This is a genomic window from Stappia sp. ES.058, assembly GCF_900105595.1.
Classification (GTDB): Bacteria; Pseudomonadota; Alphaproteobacteria; order Rhizobiales; family Stappiaceae; genus Stappia.
The window spans coordinates 4,360,411-4,376,033 of sequence record NZ_LT629784.1 but is presented as its reverse complement, the minus strand read 5'-3'; the positions used below and the strand labels follow the sequence as shown (position 1 = coordinate 4,376,033).

Below are 15,623 nucleotides of genomic sequence, written 5' to 3'. Positions count from 1 at the left end.
GGCTTGTTTTTGAGGAATGTCTTGGCCGCTTCGTATAGGGGGAGCGACCGGCTTTGTCAAAGGGAGATTGCCGCGCAGACGAGGTTTCTGCGTAGCCGTTGATCTACACGTCGAGATTGGCGACGGACAAGGCATTGTCCTGGATGAACGCCCGGCGCGGATCGACATCATCGCCCATCAGCTTGGTGAAGATGTCGTCGGCTGCATCGGCTTCACGCACCTTCACCTGCAACAGCGAGCGCGCGTGGGGATCAAGGGTCGTTTCCCAAAGCTGCTCGGCATTCATCTCGCCAAGGCCCTTGTAGCGCTGCATGGAAATGCCCTTGCGCCCTTGGGCGAACACAGCCGCGAGCAGCGCCCGTGGCCCGCGGATCGGCGTGTCGGTGTCCTTGCGCGTCAGCGTCGCAGCCTTGCCGAACACCTCCTGAAGCGCCGGGGCGCGGGCGTCGAGCTTGCGGGCATCGGCGGAGCCGATCAGTGCGGCATCGATGGTCGCGACTTCCTTCACACCGCGCACGATGCGCTCGAACACCAGATCGCCGGTGTCCAGCACCCGGCCTTCCCAGCCACGTTCGAACTCGTCGGCCAGGATATCCATCCGCCGTGCGATGTAATCGGCAGCTTCGCGTGCGCGCTCGGGATCGTCATGCACATCCGGATTGAGCGCTCCGGCGATGATCGCCTGTTCGACAACGTCGCGGTCGTATCGGCTGTGGAGCCCGTCCAGCGTGTGCGCCACCGTACGCGCCGTTTCCACCACGGCGCGCAGGTCCTGCCCGGTGCGCACCTCGCCGTTGGCAAGCGTCAGCGCACAGTCTTCAAGGCCGGTGTCGATAAGGTAGCGTTCCAGCGCATCCTCGTCTTTCAGATACTGCTCGGAGTTGCCCCGCTTCACCTTGTAGAGCGGCGGCTGGGCAATATAGATGTGGCCGTTCTCGATCAGGTCCGGCATCTGGCGGAAGAAAAATGTCAACAGCAGCGTCCGGATATGGGCCCCGTCAACGTCGGCGTCCGTCATGATGATAATCTTGTGATAGCGCAACTTTTCGAGATTGAACTCTTCCTTGCCGATGCCCGTTCCAAGTGCCGTGATCAGCGTGCCGATCTCGTTCGACGAGAGCATCTTGTCGAAGCGCGCCCGCTCGACGTTGAGAATCTTGCCCCGAAGCGGGAGGATCGCCTGATTTTCGCGACTGCGGCCCTGTTTCGCCGAGCCACCGGCGGAATCGCCCTCGACCAGGAACAGTTCGGCCTTTGCCGGATCGCGCTCCTGACAATCGGCGAGTTTTCCAGGCAGCGACGCAATGTCAAGCGCGCCCTTGCGTCGGGTCAGTTCGCGAGCCTTGCGCGCGGCTTCCCGGGCACTGGCTGCTTCCACGATCTTGGCGACAAGCACGCGCGCCGGTGCGGGGTTTTCCTCAAGCCAACTGGAAAGGGTCGAATTGATGATGTTTTCCACCACCGGCCGCACTTCCGAGGAGACAAGCTTGTCCTTGGTCTGCGAGGAGAATTTCGGATCCGGGACCTTCACCGACAAGACGCAGGTCAGCCCCTCACGACAGTCATCGCCGGTCAACGAGACTTTCTCGCGCTTCAGGATTCCCGACTGATCGGCATATCCGGTCATCTGGCGGGTCAGCGCTCCGCGGAAGCCGGCGAGATGCGTGCCGCCGTCGCGCTGGGGAATGTTGTTGGTAAAGCACAGGACCTGCTCATGGTAGCTGTCGTTCCACCACAGAGCCGCCTCCACGGTGATGCCGTCGCGCTCCGCCTTCATCACCACCGGATCCTCGATCAGCGGGTGCTTGGCGCGGTCGAGGTAGCGAACGAAGGCCTCCAGACCGCCGTCGTAAAAGAGTTCGACGTCGACATTCTCGACGCCACGCTTGTCGGAGAGCAGAATGCGCACACCCGAATTGAGAAACGCCAGTTCGCGTAGCCGGTGCTCCAGCGTCGAGAAATCGAAATCCGTCTTGGTGAAGGTCTCGGTGGAGGGAAGGAACGTCACCTCCGTTCCCTTGCGCCCGTCCGCTTCTGCAACAACCTTCAGCGGCGACACGGCATCGCCGTGCTCGAAGCGCATGGCGTGCTCCTTGCCGTTGCGCCAGATGCGCAATTCCAGCCGGGCCGACAAAGCGTTCACGACAGATACGCCAACACCATGGAGACCGCCCGACACCTTGTAGGAATTCTGGTCGAACTTGCCGCCCGCATGCAGCTGGGTCATGATCACTTCGGCCGCCGACACCCCTTCTTCCGGGTGCAGCTCGGTCGGAATGCCGCGGCCGTTGTCGGAGACCGTCACCGAGCCGTCGGCGTTGAGCGCCACCGTCACACGGTCGGCATGGCCGGCCAGCGCCTCGTCGATGGCGTTGTCGACGACCTCATAGACCATGTGATGCAGGCCCGACCCGTCATCGGTGTCGCCGATATACATACCGGGACGCTTGCGCACCGCATCCAGGCCCTTCAAGACCTTGATCGAGCCGGCGCCATAGGCATCCGGATCCTGCGGGAGGGTCGTGTCGTTTTCGCTGGGCGTCGGTGTGTCGTTCATACGAATCAATCGCTCACTGGATGACGAGTCTAAAGAGGTTATACGGGGTAACGAGCCGCATTCAACCAACCGGAACCGGCCTTTGGCGACAAGATCCGGATCGTGCCCGGGTCGCGTATCCGACCTTTCGCGTCACCAAGACGAACAAGACCCAAAAAGGCAGTATTGCCGGTGACTTGGCCAGATGCACGCTGTCCGGGACCGGTCAACGCGTGGCCACCGCCACAGCGGCGCCCGCCATCACGGACCCCGCGAACCTGTTGAGCAGTCGAACGGCTCTCGGACTGGAAATCAGCCGGCGCGCACGATCGGCGAGCACGCAATAGGCCCCAAGCACCAGCCCGAGCACGCCGAGCGTCACCAGACTGAGTTCGAGGTAGCCGATCATCGTGACCGTTTCGAGGGCGATGATGTTGGGCAGAAGCGCGAGGTAGAAAACCATCACCTTGGGATTTCCCATGGTCACGGCGAGCCCGCCCATCACAAGCTGCAAGGGCCGTCCGCTTCCGGGTCGGGGCACGCCGCCAAGACCGCTATCGCCGCTGGCCGTCCACATCTTCCAGGCGAGATAGAGCAGATAGGCTGCACCGAGATATTTGATCGCCAGGAAGGCCGCCCCGAATGTCTTTGCAACGACGGCGAGACCGGCAACCGCAAATCCGAGCCAGATCACGTCGCCCAGGGCAACGCCGAGACAAAACGCCATGGCGCCCTCGCGACCGTGCGCGAGGACGCGCGCAACGATCGCGGCGATGCCGGGACCGGGGATCGCCGCCATCACCATCAGGGACAGCGCAAAGATCGCAAGAGCAGAGAGTTCCATTGACGGGAGAGTCCTTTTGAATACTACGCCGCACTATAGGGAGAAACGCTTCCGTTTGCGACCTTTAGTATGGCGCTGCCTTGCGGCAAATCCGCGAAGAGAAACGGATCGGTTCCCGTCATCATGACCTGCAGGCCCAACTCGGCGAGGCGCAGGAAAAGTGCGCGGCGGCGGTCGGGATCGAGATGGGCCGCGATCTCGTCGAGAAGAAGCAAAGGCGTCAGCCCGGCGGTGGCGGCGGCCACCTCGGCATGCGCCAGGACCAGACCGATCAACAGGGCCTTCTGCTCACCAGTGGAGGCAAGGGCGGCCGGCATGTCCTTGGCGACATGGCGCACCGTCAGATCCGAGCGATGCGCCCCCTGGAGCGTACGCCCCGCCGCCCGATCCCGATAGCGGCCGCTGGCGAGCATTTCGCGATAGGCATCTTCCAGATCGCCCGCCGGAACACCGGCGGCACTGTCCTCGAAGCTTCCGGTCAGGAGAACGTCGGCCTGCGGAAACGGCTGGCCTGCCCCGGCCTGCGAGGCCATGCGGGTGCGCAATAGCGTGACGGTTTCCTGGCGTGCGTAGCTGACAGCAACGGCAAGCGGGGCGAGTTGCGCCTCCACCGCATCGAGGAATGCGTCAGACCCGCGCTCGTCGAGAAGGCGATTGCGCGCGCGCAGGGTCCGCTCAAGATCGGCGACACGCCGGCCGTGGCCGGGGTCGATGGCCAGCACCAGACGATCCAGAAACCGGCGCCGGTCACCGGCCGGCCCGGTGAACAGCCCGTCCATCGAGGGCAGAAGCCATAAAACACGCAGATAATCGAGAAGCATCTCGGAGCCGCGCGCGTCCGACCCGTTGATCCGGATCCGGCGCCCGGGATCGCCTGTCGTGTGCCCGACGCCGATCCGGGTTTCCCCGCCGATGCCGTCGATCCGGGCCGACACCGCCCAGCCATGCGGTGCCCCGCGCCGCGCAAGATCATCGAGCGCCGCCCGCCGCAGGCCGCGCCCCGCCGTCAAAAGGGAGATCGCTTCAAGGAGATTGGTTTTTCCTGCGCCGTTTTCACCCACGAGAGCGATCAGCGGCGCATCGAACGTCACAAAAAGCGTTTCGTAATTCCTGAAATCAGACAAGGTGAGGCTGCGCAGGGCAACCCTGACCGGCTCGCCCATCGCGCGCCCTTCTTTCTCTGATTTCCCGAACGGCGATCCCGGCGGGTCGTCAGACCCGCATCGGCATCAGGACATAGAGCGCGTCTTCAATGCCCTTGTCCCGGATCAGCGTCGGCGCACCGGCGTCCGCGAAGCGGAAAGAAGCCGTGTCGCCGCGCAACTGACCGGCGATTTCGAGCAGGTAGCGCGAATTGAAGCCGATCTCGAGCGGATCGGATTCATAGTCGACCGCCAGTTCCTCGGTCGCCGACCCGGAGTCCGGATTGACGACCGTCAGGACCATCCGTCCTTCCGAAATCGCCAGTTTCACGGCCCGTCCGCGCTCCGACGAAATCGTCGAAACCCGATCGACCGCCGACTTGAACTCGTCGCGATCGACCAGCATTTCCTTGTCGTTGTTTTGCGGAATGACCCGGCCGTAATCGGGAAATGTTCCGTCGATCAGTTTCGACGTCAGCACGACATTGGCGGTGGTGATGCGGATCTTGGTCTCGGAGATCTCGATCAACGCCTCGGCATCGGGATTTTCCAGAAGCTTCTGCATCTCGCCGACCGTCTTGCGCGGCACGATGATGCCCGGCATCCCGGAAGCCCCGGACGGCGCCGGAATCTCGGCCCGCGCCAGGCGGTGCCCGTCGGTCGCAACGCCGCGAAACCGCTCGCCTGCCTCGGTCGCGACCGCATGCATGTAGATGCCATTGAGATAGTAGCGCGTTTCCTCGGTGGAAATCGCAAACTGCGTGGCATCGAGCACCGTGCGCATGTCGCGGGCCGTCAGCGTGAAGGAATGCGTGAAATCGCCGGCCGTGATGTCCGGAAAGTCCGACTCCGGCAGCATCTGAAGCGCGAACCGCGAGCGTCCGGCGCGGATCTCAAGCGTCGCATTGTCGCCGGAGGTTTCAAGCGCCACCTGTGCGCCTTCGGGCAACTTGCGTACGATGTCGTAGATCATGTGCGCGGGAACGGTCGTCGCACCCGGCTGCTCCACATGGGCTGCGATGCGCTCGGAGATTTCAAGGTCGAGATCGGTCGCCTTCAACGCCAGTTCACCCGCCTCGCAGCGCAACAGCACATTCGAGAGGATCGGGATGGTGTTCCGGCGTTCGACGACACGGTGGACATGGGTCAGGGACTTCAGGAGATCCGTCCGCTCAAGCGTCACTTTCATTGTGTCGTCCGTTGTCAAATGCGTTGGCACCGGGAGGCCGCGTCCGCAAGGATAAGCCGCGACGGCGAAATGGGCGTCGACACTGGCCCTTCGCGCCGCAAAAAGCAAGAGGGCACCAGCGCGATTTCAGCTGATATCCGCAGAAAACCGCCGCTCCCGAGGGCGTGACGGCCAGGCTGCGAAACCGCCGGCGCTGCAAACACCATCCCCCGGCGGGACGGTCTCGGCCGACGGGGGACACCGTGCGTCCGGGCGCGGGCGACGCCGGCGTCGCCCTGTCGCCAAAACGGTGTATCAGGCGTCGAGCATGCGCTTCAGCAGGTCGATTTCCTGGGCAAGCGTGCTATCATTGCGGCTGAGGTCCTCGATCTTGCGGACGGCATGCAGAACTGTCGTGTGGTCTCTGTTTCCGAAGCGGCGCCCGATCTCCGGCAGGGAGCGCGGGGTCATCATCTTGGCGAGATACATGGCAATCTGGCGCGGACGGACGATGGTGCGCGTGCGTCTGGCCGAAAGGAGATCCGCCTTCGACACGCTGTAGTGCTTCGACACCACGCGCTGGATTTCCTCGATCTTCACCCGGCGCGGCTCGGTGTTGCGCACCAGATCGCGCAGGGTCGCTTCCGCCATTTCCTGTGTGACCGGCTGATTGGTCAACTGGTTGTGCGCGATCAGGCGATTGAGCGCCCCTTCCAGATCGCGACCGGAATTGCCGACATTGCGCGCGACGTAATCAAGGACGCTTTCCGGGACGGCGAACCCCGGATGGGCGCGGCGCACGGTATCGACACGTCCGGTGAGGATCGCACGACGCAAGCCGTAATCCGGTTCCGAGATCGCGGCAACGAGGCCGCCGGCCAGCCGCGAGCGCATCCGGTCATCCAGCGTTTCCAAATCCGAGGGCGGGCGGTCCGCCGCCACCACGACCTGGCGCGCGCCATCGATCAACGCATTGAGCGTGTGGCAGAATTCCTGCTGAATCTGCTTGCCGTGAAGGAACTGCATGTCGTCGATCAACAGCAGGTCAATCGTGCGAAGCGTGTCCTTGAACGCCAGCGCCGACTGGGACTTCAAGGCGGCGACGAAGCGGTACATGAAATGCTCGGCCGTCAGGTAGAGCACCCGCTTTCCCGATGCTCTCGCCGCGCTTGCCACCGCCTGCATGAGGTGCGTCTTTCCCAACCCGACAGACGCATGGATGTACAGCGGGTTGAAAGTCACGGCGCTCGCGGTCGCGATCTGGCGGGCAGCCGCCAGGGCAAGCGCGTTGGACTCGCCCTCGACGAAGGAATCGAACGTGTATTTCGGGTCAAGCGAGGCGCCTTCGAGACCGTCGGGCATCGGAGCCGCGCTTCGCGACGACACCGCAGAGCCTGCACGCGCGACATCGGAACCGGCAACAGCCTCCAGACGCGGCTTGTCCGCAGCCTTGAGCGATTGAGACGACCGCACACTCCCGCCCAGTGCCGACTGAGGTGTCGGCCGGGCACGTACGGCGCCGCGAACGGTGAGCTCAATGCGGTGAACATCCGCACATTCGTGTTGCCACAGGCCGATAAGCCGATCGCGATAGTGCGACTGGATCCACTGCTTGAGGAATCGCGTCGGCACCGACAGGCGCACGGTGCCATTGGCGTGATCCTCAAGATCGACCCGTGCGAACCAACTGGTGAAAACATCTTCACCCAGTTCAGCCCGCAGACGTTTCTTGACGCGCACCCAGTGCTCCGCACCTCCAAGGTCAGACGCCGGCATCTCCTGCAAGTTCATCGTGATCGCCTCCTTGTCCAACGGGAGTGTCCGCCGCCGCAGATCCCGCTGTACCTTTGTTTTTCATCGTTTTTTACCCGACGGTCTCTGGCGTTTGCGCACAAAGCACGTCCGGGAACGGCCAAGCCGCATCCGTTGATGTTTTCTGACGCGTGACACGAGGTCGCCGCGGTTCGCCGCAGATGCAAAGCGCATCGCCGCCAAACCCTGACCCGACAGGCCACGCAGGGGTGAATGATCCAGTCTTGTCCGGTGGACGGGAGCGTCCGACCGGTCGGCTCAGCCAGGGCCGGCTAGGGATCGCGCCTGACTGCCTTCGCCGATTTGGGAGCGGCACAGAAAGTCCATTGCGCGTTCATCGTCAAGCCCCTCATTTTCGTTTTCGTTTCGCGAGAGCGGAGAAAGCCAACCTGCACGCCCCGCATTCTTCCCAATCACTCCGTCGGACTTGTCGAGCACTTTGCCGCAGGCTTTGCCGCCCGTCTTGTCATGCACGTCACGCCCGGCACTTCACAACCCCAATCAGACAATAAAATCCGTTCCGTCAAACAAGTTCGACGGTTCTCATGTCATATTTTAAGGGTAAGAAAGCTGTTTACACGAAGATCTCAAGTGGCCGAAGCCAAGACCTCCAGACAAGCTTCTGACCAGACCGGAAGGGATTACGGGAACCACTCAATGTATATTTTCCACAAAAATATAGCATTGCTCTTCCAGAGGCCCTTAGTTGATTTCTTGTTTCGATTTACCCGGGCGACCGCCCGATGAAGAGACCATACACAGCCGAAATCGGCCTCGCAACAGCGCCGCAGAGCAATTCGTTAACGCGGTGCGAACCCTGCCCCGTGATCCATGCCTCGATCCCCGCCATCTCGATTTGGAAGACGTTTGGACTCAATGCATTTTGGCGTTCTGGCGCACTCAATATCCCAGTTTGCTGTGCACCAAAAAAAATTTATCGACTTCATTCTTGACAACCCCCAAACCCGGACGGGGGCCGACGCACCCGGACTACATCCATTTAAACTATTGAAATAAAAAGGCTTTTTCTGCCACGGACACGGATAGCGGGGCCGCGCGATTCGGTCTCTGTATTTAGACGGATAGCAACCCCAAAAGAGTGCGCCGGCAAAAGAAAAACCCGACCAAAAGGCCGGGTTCAAAATCTTCAATCGCAGCAAAAATCGTCAGGCGCCGATCGACTTGATCCGCGAATTCAGCCTGGAGATCTTCCGGGCTGCCAGATTGCTGTGAAAGACGCCCTTGGTTACCGCCCGCATGAGTTCCGGCTGGGCAGCCTTGAGCGCGTCGTTGGCCGCCGACTGGTCACCGGAAGCGATCGCCTCCTCGACCTTGCGAAGGTGCGAGCGCACCCTGGTGCGGCGGGCCTTGTTGATGGCCGTGCGGCGCTGGATCTTGCGTGCCGCCTTCTTGGCCGAAGGGGTGTTGGCCATGGTGTGTCCTGATGCGTTACGTGAACATTCTGGCTCGTCAAGATCGAGGCGCCAGATGTCACCCCGGTCAAACGAAAGCGGCGGCGGAACACTCCGCCACCGGTCGACTTGGCTTATAGTGGCCCACCCGGCGCCCGTCAACGTGAAAGTGGCGGCGCCCGCCGGTTTCCAGCCGGGCTCTCACCGGTTCTTGAACTGCGGCGCCCGTTTCTCGACGAAGGCGGCCATTCCTTCGCTTTGATCCTCGGTCGCGAACATCGAGTGGAACACCCGGCGTTCGAACCGGACCCCTTCCCCGAGCGTGGTCTCGTAGGAGCGGTTTACGCTCTCTTTCGTCATCATTGCGATGGGCAGAGAGAAGTCGGCAATCTTCTCCGCCACTCGCATTGCCTCGTCGACGAGTTCGTCGGCAGGGATGACGCGGCTGACAAGGCCGGAACTCTCCGCCTCCGCCGCATCCATCATGCGTCCGGTGAGGCACATTTCCATGGCCTTGGACTTGCCGACGAACCGGGTGAGCCGCTGTGTACCGCCCGCACCGGGCATGACCCCGAGCGTGATTTCCGGCTGACCGAACTTGGCCGTATCGGCGGCCAGAATGAAGTCGCACATCATCGCCAGTTCGCAGCCACCGCCGAGCGCATAGCCTGCAACCGCCGCGATGATCGGCTTGCGGAACCGCGAAACTTCATCCCAGGAGGTGATGAAATCGCCCGTATAGGCCTCGACATAGGAGAGCGAGCTCATTTCCTTGATGTCAGCGCCGGCAGCGAAGGCCTTCTCCGAGCCGGTGAGCACCACACAGCCGATCTTGTCGTCGCTCTGGAACTGGGCCAGGGCCTCGTTCAACTCCGCGATCAGGGCCGAATTCAGCGCGTTCAACGCCTTCGGGCGGTTGAGGGTAACAAGGGCCACGCGGCCCCGTTTCTCAACCTGAATATTCTCGTATCCCATGGAACCTCCGGCAATCCGCGCGGCATCGATCCTCAACGCCGCTCCCAATAAAGAAGGGGTAGCCGATGGGCGCATCCGCCGCAACCGCGCCCGAACGCGCAGGCGACGCTGCGGATATATCACCTTTATCGGGACGCCCCCCGGATTTCGCGCAACTCTCAGGTCTGGCAGCGCGGACAGTGAAAACTCGAACGGCCCGACTGGACGGCGCGGAGGATCGTGCCGCCACAGCCCTCTGTCCGGCACGGCTCGCCTTCGCGACCGTAGACCTTGAATGTATGCTGGAAGTATCCAAGCTCGCCGTCCGCCTGACGGTGGTCGCGCAATGTCGACCCCCCCGCGGCGATGGCTGCGTCGATCACACTGCGGATCGCAGCCGCGAGCCGCTTTGCCTTCATGCCCGCCCGTCCGATTTTTCCAGCCAGCGTCCCGGCCGGACGCATCGGCGAAAGGCCCGCATCGTGAAGCGCCTCGCAGACGTAGATGTTGCCAAGTCCCGCGACGACGCGCTGATCCAGAAGGGCCGCCTTCAGCGAGGTCGCCTTCCCCGCGAGAACCCGCGCCAGATACGCCCCATCGAGTTCATTGCCCGTGGGTTCGATCCCGAGTTTGCGAAAATACGGATGGACATCCATTTCCGTGCGACGGACCAGCGTCATGAAGCCGAAACGTCTCGGATCATTGTAGACAATGCGCATGGGCGTGCCGTTCGCGCAACGCAAGCGGAATACGACGTGGTCGTGCTTGCGTTCCTCGGATCGCGGGTAGTGGAAGGCGCCCGGCATGCGCGCGCCGCCTTCGCCGCCGAAGGTCTCCGGATCCTCGATCCGAAACGCCCCCGACATCCCCAGATGCATCACGACCGCTTCGCCATCGTCGAGGTCGGCCAGCAGATATTTCGCCCGCCGACCGAGCGAGACCACCGTCCGTCCCACGATCCGTTCGGCGAAACCGGGCGGAAAGGGAAACCGCAGATCTGCGCGTGCCAGCACCACGTCCTCTATCCTTGCCCCCTCCATCACCGGCTGCAATCCGCGGCGGACGGTTTCCACCTCTGGCAACTCAGGCATAAAGCGATCTCCCTTGAGGCACAGACGTCACGCGCGCGGGTGTCCGGCGGCAGTTTCAAAAGCCTGCATACAGAAGTGGCGAGCCGCGTCAACGCAAAGCCGCCGGAGCGGCTGCGGGGGCGGATCGACGCAGCCGCGGGACGATGCACAAGGCAGCCGTGACCTCTTGGGGAAAATGCTGTAAGGCAACCGGAAGAGGCTGCATCGAGTGATTTCCGGTACAGCCGGACGACAGGCGGGAGACAGGACATGCCGGGCAGCACGAACGGGAACGAGACGCGCGCGCAAGGGCCCGAAATGGCAACGAGCTTCGGTTTCCGCACGGTGGCAAGCGGTGAGAAGCAACCGCTCGTCAACGACGTCTTCCACCAGGTCGCGGCGCGCTACGACGTCATGAACGACCTGATGTCCGGCGGGCTGCATCGCCTCTGGAAGGACGCGATGGTGGCCGCCCTCGCACCGCCGAAGAACGACCGTCGCGCCTATTCGGTGCTCGACGTCGCCGGGGGAACAGGCGACGTCGCCACCCGGATCGTGCGCCAGGGAGGCCAGGCAACCCGGGCCGTTGTCTGCGACATCAACGGCTCAATGCTTTCGGTTGGACGCGAGCGTGCCCAGAAAGCCGGCCTCGGCGATGTGCTGCGCTTTGTCGAAGGCAATGCGGAGGACCTTCCCTTCCCTGACCGCAATTTCGACGCCTATACGATCGCTTTCGGCATTCGCAATGTGCCGGACATCGCCAAGGCGTTGCGCGAGGCCCGGCGCGTGCTGAAACGCGGCGGCCGGTTCCTCTGCCTGGAATTCAGCCAGGTCGACGTTCCCGCGCTCGACAAGGTCTATGATGCCTTCTCCTTCAATGCGATCCCGGCAATGGGCCGGATGGTCACCGGCGACGGCGAGCCCTATCGCTACCTGGTGGAATCGATCCGCAAATTTCCCCATCAGGAGCGGTTTGCGCAGATGATCCGCGATGCCGGGTTTTCGCGGGTCACCTACCGCAACTACTCGGGTGGCATCGCCGCTCTGCACTCCGGCTGGGCGGTTTGAAACGCCGATGGCCGTGATCGCACTTTTCCGTCTGGCGCGCGCCGGCTACGTCCTGGCCCGCGAGGGTGTCTTCGGCATTGTCGATCTTCCCGACATGCCGCCGGCGCAGCGCTATGCGCTCAAGATGGTGCGCCTGCTCGAACGCCGCTCGGCCCGCGACAAGGCTGCCGACAAGCGCCTCTCCGACGCGCTGACACGCCTTGGTCCGTCCTATGTGAAACTCGGGCAGTTCCTGGCCACGCGCCCGGATGTCGTTGGTCGAGACATGGCATTGGACCTCACCGCATTGCAGGACCAGATCCCGTCGTTCCCGATGGACGCGGCCCGCAAGGTGGTGGAAGAACAGCTCGGCAAGCCGGTAGAAGCCCTTTTTGAAACCTTCGGGCTTCCGGTCGCCGCCGCCTCGATCGCTCAGGTCCACCCGGCGCAGATCCGCGACAGCGACGGCCATCTGCGGGCGGTGGCGGTGAAGGTGCTGCGCCCCGGGGTCGCCGACCGCTTCCGGCGCGACTTGCGCAGCTTTTATCTGATCGCCCGGCTCGTGGAACGGTTCCATCCGCCGTCGCGCCGGCTGCGGCCGCTGGCTATCGTCGACACGCTGGCGCGCTCGGTCGAACTGGAGATGGATTTCCGGCTCGAAGCCGCAGGTCTTTCGGAAATGGGCGAAAACACCGCCGAGGATCCGGGCTTTCGCGTGCCGTCCGTCGATTGGCCGCGCACCGCCAAATGCGTGCTGACGATGGAGTGGATCTCGGGCCGAAAGCTCTCGGATGTCGACGGCCTCGCAGCCGATGGACACGACCTGCCGGCTGTCGGTGCCAGCATCATCCAGTCATTTCTGCGGCACGCCGTGCGCGACGGCTTCTTCCACGCCGACATGCATCAGGGCAACCTGTTCCTCGAACCGGACGGCACGCTTGTGGCCGTCGACTTCGGCATCACCGGACGGCTCGGGCGTACAGAGCGGCGGTTTCTCGCTGAAATTCTGTTCGGCTTCATCACCCGTGACTACCGTCGTGTGGCAGAGGTTCACTTCGAGGCGGGCTATGTGCCGTCCGATCAGGACGTCGATGTCTTCGCTCAGGCGATCCGTGCGATCGGCGAGCCGATCCATGGTCACGACGCTTCGGAAATCTCGATGGCCCGGCTGCTCACACAGCTGCTCGAAGTCACCGACCTCTTCAACATGCGCACCCAGCCGCAGCTGATCATGCTGCAAAAAACGATGGTCGTGGTCGAAGGGGTTGCGCGGACCCTCAATCCGCATCTCGACATGTGGCGAACAGCAGAGCCCGTGATCCGCACCTGGATCGAGCGCAATCTCGGCCCGGCCGGCCGATTGCAGGATGCTGCCGGCGGCCTGACAGCGCTCGGCCGGCTGGCCGCGGACCTGCCATTGATGGCGGATCGCGCCCAGCGTCTGTCCGGCGAGCTGGAGCGGATGGCGGAAAAGGGCCTGCGGTTCGACCCCGAGACCGCCGAAGCGATCGGCCGGGCGGAAGCCAGGCACAGCCGGTCGGGACGACTTGCGCTCTGGGTGATTGCCGCCCTGCTTGCCGTCGCGGTGTTCGGCTAGAACCTTGCCTCACGGACCGATGCGCAACGCCGGTCGCCGACAAACAAATGCAGCCGGAACCGGCTTCATCGGCGGGAAGCATGCTCAGTCTTTCAGGGTGGCTCAATCCGACGGCGGCGCAAAGGCGGCATAGACTTCCGCACCGGTCATGGTTTCGGTATCGTCGGCCAAGGTATAGTAGGACGGCTTGCTGTCGGTGAAGACCTGCAGGGCGAGACGCAGATCGGATTGCTGGTCGAGAAGCCCCGCCGCGATCTGGTATTCGTCGCTGTCGACGATGTGGTAGAACAGGTTCGATCCGCATTTCCCGCAGAACCCGCGTTCCGCCCAAACGGATGAACGGAACCTGATGATACTGTCCTCGCCCTGGAAGACCAAATCACCGCAGGTCACCTCGAAGAACGGCCCGGAGGACCAGCGGCGGCACATGTCACAATGGCAGGCCCCCGCTGTTGGCCCATCGGCGGTGCCCGAGATTTCGACCGCTCCGCACATGCATCTTCCAGCCAGCTTTACTTTCGATGTCATAACCCTTGCGCCTTTCCTTTCGCGCACGCCTTGCCTTCTGTCCATGTAGCATGGCCGGACTGCAACCGGCTTGACCTCGATCACATTCGGAGCCGCGGCTCCCGACGCCCGTATCCTCCCCGTCACGACGGCGGCAGCGCGTGCCGGATTGCAAAGGCCGGACCCCTAGTGGTTCGATTCCGACATTTGCCTCCCCGTACAGCACCGCCGCAGCAAATGTCGGATTCAAGAGAACCACTAGATAAATATATGATTTTATTGGATCTTTTGAATTTAAAATTTGATCGGGAGCCTCGCCCCGAACAGGACTCAAATGTCAAATTCGCTCCACTAGCATCCCGGCGGGGTGACCCGGCGAAGCGTCAGGTTTATGCGGCCGTCGTCCTTCACGAGCTCCGACGTTCCCTTGATGATCCGGTCCACGCCGTGGTAGGCGAGCCGCGCATCCCCTCCAAGCACCAGCACATCCCCGGACGCCAATCGGAGTGAACGCGTCGGGTCCCGGCGGGCCCGCCCGCCGATCCGGAAGACCGCCGTCGCCCCAAGGGACACCGACAAAACCGGCGCGTCGAATGTCTCCTCGTCCCTGTCCTGATGCAGGCCCATGCGTGCATCAGGGCCATAGAAATTAATCAGACAGGCCTGGGGATCCGGGGCACCGGAACAAATACCGCGCCAGGCGTCCGTCAGGAGACGGGGCATCGCGGGCCACGGGCGGCCTGTTTCGGGATGGGTCGCCTGATATCGATAGCCGTCGACATCGGCCACCCAGCCGAGAGGCCCGCAATTCGACATGCGGACCGAAAACGGCTTTCCCGTCTTCGGCATTCGAGGAAGGAAGAGCGGAGCGGCCAAAACGGCCGACCGGATCTCCGCCAGGAGCGTCGCCTGGGCTTCCTGGTCGAAGTATCCGGGCAGAATCCGGAATCCTGCCAGCATCTCGAATGCTCGACGGGTCATGACTTTGCCTGAGGGATCTTCATGCAGAGCATCCTACCCGGAAGCATCCTGGACGAAAACCGACGGCAGACTGTGGACAATAAAAAGCCCGGAGCACATCGGCGTGCTCCGGGCTTTCAAAGTTCTGCATGCCCCAGCGATCTTACTGCGCTGTCACCGCTCGCTCCATATCGCGGAGGTGATCCAGCGCGATCCGGGCCCGTTCACGCGCCTCGTCATCGCTTGCATCTGCGATGTCTTCCTCGGCTTCGCGAATCTGTCGCGCAACGTCATCGGCCTTGAGGTCCGCCATCGGGACGGCCACTTCTGCCAGAACCGTCAGGCCCTTCGGACCCGCTTCCGCAAAGCCGCCACGAACGAAGAACGTTTCGTCCGCCGAAGAGGGCCGCGACACGGTCAACACACCGGGACGCAGGGTCGACATCATCGGGGCATGCCCCGCCATGACGCCAAACTCGCCCTCGACGCCCGGAACCACGACCTGGGTCGCTTCTTCCGACAGAAGAAGTCGCTCCGGAGAGACGAGTTCGAACTGGAATGCTTCGGCCATGTC

The 15,623-nt window shown here is 62.9% G+C and carries 13 protein-coding genes; 2 read left to right on the top strand and 11 right to left on the bottom strand.

Annotation, left to right across the window (positions count from 1 at the left end):
* Positions 1 to 103: 103 nt before the first annotated feature.
* The 8 genes from gyrB to mutM all read right to left on the bottom strand — a co-directional run bounded on the left by gyrB (position 104) and on the right by mutM (position 10,959).
* The gene (gene gyrB / locus BLU32_RS20425) at positions 104 to 2,557 is read right to left on the bottom strand and encodes a DNA topoisomerase (ATP-hydrolyzing) subunit B (protein ID WP_093810012.1); all 2,454 of its coding nucleotides are present in this window, start codon (positions 2,555 to 2,557) and stop codon (positions 104 to 106) included.
* Between the two features lie 205 nt (positions 2,558 to 2,762).
* Positions 2,763 to 3,380 (bottom strand): LysE family translocator, encoded by a 618-nt coding sequence (locus tag BLU32_RS20420; RefSeq protein WP_093810010.1) that lies wholly within the window; start codon positions 3,378 to 3,380, stop codon positions 2,763 to 2,765.
* Positions 3,381 to 3,403: 23 nt separating this feature from the next.
* Entirely contained in the window at positions 3,404 to 4,543 is a 1,140-nt protein-coding gene (recF, locus tag BLU32_RS20415; protein ID WP_093810008.1) for a DNA replication/repair protein RecF, read from the bottom strand.
* A 49-nt stretch (positions 4,544 to 4,592) separates the two neighbouring features.
* Positions 4,593 to 5,711, bottom strand: a complete 1,119-nt coding sequence (gene dnaN, locus BLU32_RS20410) for a DNA polymerase III subunit beta (RefSeq protein ID WP_093811404.1) — start codon at positions 5,709 to 5,711, stop codon at positions 4,593 to 4,595.
* A 294-nt stretch (positions 5,712 to 6,005) separates the two neighbouring features.
* On the bottom strand, positions 6,006 to 7,481 hold the full coding sequence (gene dnaA, locus BLU32_RS20405; protein ID WP_093811402.1) for a chromosomal replication initiator protein DnaA: 1,476 nt from the start codon (positions 7,479 to 7,481) through the stop codon (positions 6,006 to 6,008).
* Between the two features lie 1,187 nt (positions 7,482 to 8,668).
* Positions 8,669 to 8,935, bottom strand: a complete 267-nt coding sequence (gene rpsT / locus BLU32_RS20395) for a 30S ribosomal protein S20 (protein WP_093810004.1) — start codon at positions 8,933 to 8,935, stop codon at positions 8,669 to 8,671.
* 180 nt (positions 8,936 to 9,115) lie between these two features.
* Complete coding sequence (locus BLU32_RS20390; RefSeq protein ID WP_093810002.1) at positions 9,116 to 9,889, bottom strand: enoyl-CoA hydratase; 774 nt, start codon at positions 9,887 to 9,889, stop codon at positions 9,116 to 9,118.
* A 158-nt stretch (positions 9,890 to 10,047) separates the two neighbouring features.
* Positions 10,048 to 10,959: a bifunctional DNA-formamidopyrimidine glycosylase/DNA-(apurinic or apyrimidinic site) lyase gene (gene mutM / locus BLU32_RS20385; protein ID WP_093810000.1), complete on the bottom strand. Its 912-nt coding sequence runs from the start codon at positions 10,957 to 10,959 to the stop codon at positions 10,048 to 10,050.
* A 249-nt stretch (positions 10,960 to 11,208) separates the two neighbouring features.
* Between mutM and ubiE the strand changes: the two genes are divergently transcribed.
* Both ubiE and ubiB read left to right on the top strand, forming a co-directional pair.
* Entirely contained in the window at positions 11,209 to 12,006 is a 798-nt protein-coding gene (gene ubiE / locus BLU32_RS20380; protein WP_093809998.1) for a bifunctional demethylmenaquinone methyltransferase/2-methoxy-6-polyprenyl-1,4-benzoquinol methylase UbiE, read from the top strand.
* Positions 12,007 to 12,013: 7 nt separating this feature from the next.
* Positions 12,014 to 13,582: a 2-polyprenylphenol 6-hydroxylase gene (gene ubiB, locus BLU32_RS20375; RefSeq protein WP_093809996.1), complete on the top strand. Its 1,569-nt coding sequence runs from the start codon at positions 12,014 to 12,016 to the stop codon at positions 13,580 to 13,582.
* A 102-nt stretch (positions 13,583 to 13,684) separates the two neighbouring features.
* Here ubiB and BLU32_RS20370 read toward each other — a convergent pair whose 3' ends face one another.
* From BLU32_RS20370 to BLU32_RS20360, 3 genes are all read right to left on the bottom strand, one after another.
* Positions 13,685 to 14,110, bottom strand: a complete 426-nt coding sequence (locus tag BLU32_RS20370; RefSeq protein ID WP_157727765.1) for a GFA family protein — start codon at positions 14,108 to 14,110, stop codon at positions 13,685 to 13,687.
* A 330-nt stretch (positions 14,111 to 14,440) separates the two neighbouring features.
* Positions 14,441 to 15,070 (bottom strand): alpha-ketoglutarate-dependent dioxygenase AlkB, encoded by a 630-nt coding sequence (locus BLU32_RS20365; RefSeq protein WP_093809992.1) that lies wholly within the window; start codon positions 15,068 to 15,070, stop codon positions 14,441 to 14,443.
* Between the two features lie 142 nt (positions 15,071 to 15,212).
* The gene (locus tag BLU32_RS20360; protein WP_093809990.1) at positions 15,213 to 15,620 is read right to left on the bottom strand and encodes a F0F1 ATP synthase subunit epsilon; all 408 of its coding nucleotides are present in this window, start codon (positions 15,618 to 15,620) and stop codon (positions 15,213 to 15,215) included.
* Positions 15,621 to 15,623 lie beyond the last annotated feature (3 nt).

Excerpts from the sequence above, each read along its gene's own strand:
- ubiE (WP_093809998.1), top strand. The coding sequence starts at position 11,209 with ATGCCGGGCAGCACGAACGGGAACGAGACGCGCGCGCAAGGGCCCGAA.
- BLU32_RS20360 (WP_093809990.1), bottom strand. The coding sequence starts at position 15,620 with ATGGCCGAAGCATTCCAGTTCGAACTCGTCTCTCCGGAGCGACTTCTT.
- dnaN (WP_093811404.1), bottom strand. The coding sequence starts at position 5,711 with ATGAAAGTGACGCTTGAGCGGACGGATCTCCTGAAGTCCCTGACCCAT.
- gyrB (WP_093810012.1), bottom strand. The coding sequence starts at position 2,557 with ATGAACGACACACCGACGCCCAGCGAAAACGACACGACCCTCCCGCAG.
- BLU32_RS20370 (WP_157727765.1), bottom strand. The coding sequence starts at position 14,110 with ATGACATCGAAAGTAAAGCTGGCTGGAAGATGCATGTGCGGAGCGGTC.
- rpsT (WP_093810004.1), bottom strand. The coding sequence starts at position 8,935 with ATGGCCAACACCCCTTCGGCCAAGAAGGCGGCACGCAAGATCCAGCGC.
- BLU32_RS20390 (WP_093810002.1), bottom strand. The coding sequence starts at position 9,889 with ATGGGATACGAGAATATTCAGGTTGAGAAACGGGGCCGCGTGGCCCTT.
- dnaA (WP_093811402.1), bottom strand. The coding sequence starts at position 7,481 with ATGAACTTGCAGGAGATGCCGGCGTCTGACCTTGGAGGTGCGGAGCAC.
- BLU32_RS20420 (WP_093810010.1), bottom strand. The coding sequence starts at position 3,380 with ATGGAACTCTCTGCTCTTGCGATCTTTGCGCTGTCCCTGATGGTGATG.
- mutM (WP_093810000.1), bottom strand. The coding sequence starts at position 10,959 with ATGCCTGAGTTGCCAGAGGTGGAAACCGTCCGCCGCGGATTGCAGCCG.
- BLU32_RS20365 (WP_093809992.1), bottom strand. The coding sequence starts at position 15,070 with ATGACCCGTCGAGCATTCGAGATGCTGGCAGGATTCCGGATTCTGCCC.
- ubiB (WP_093809996.1), top strand. The coding sequence starts at position 12,014 with ATGGCCGTGATCGCACTTTTCCGTCTGGCGCGCGCCGGCTACGTCCTG.
- recF (WP_093810008.1), bottom strand. The coding sequence starts at position 4,543 with ATGGGCGAGCCGGTCAGGGTTGCCCTGCGCAGCCTCACCTTGTCTGAT.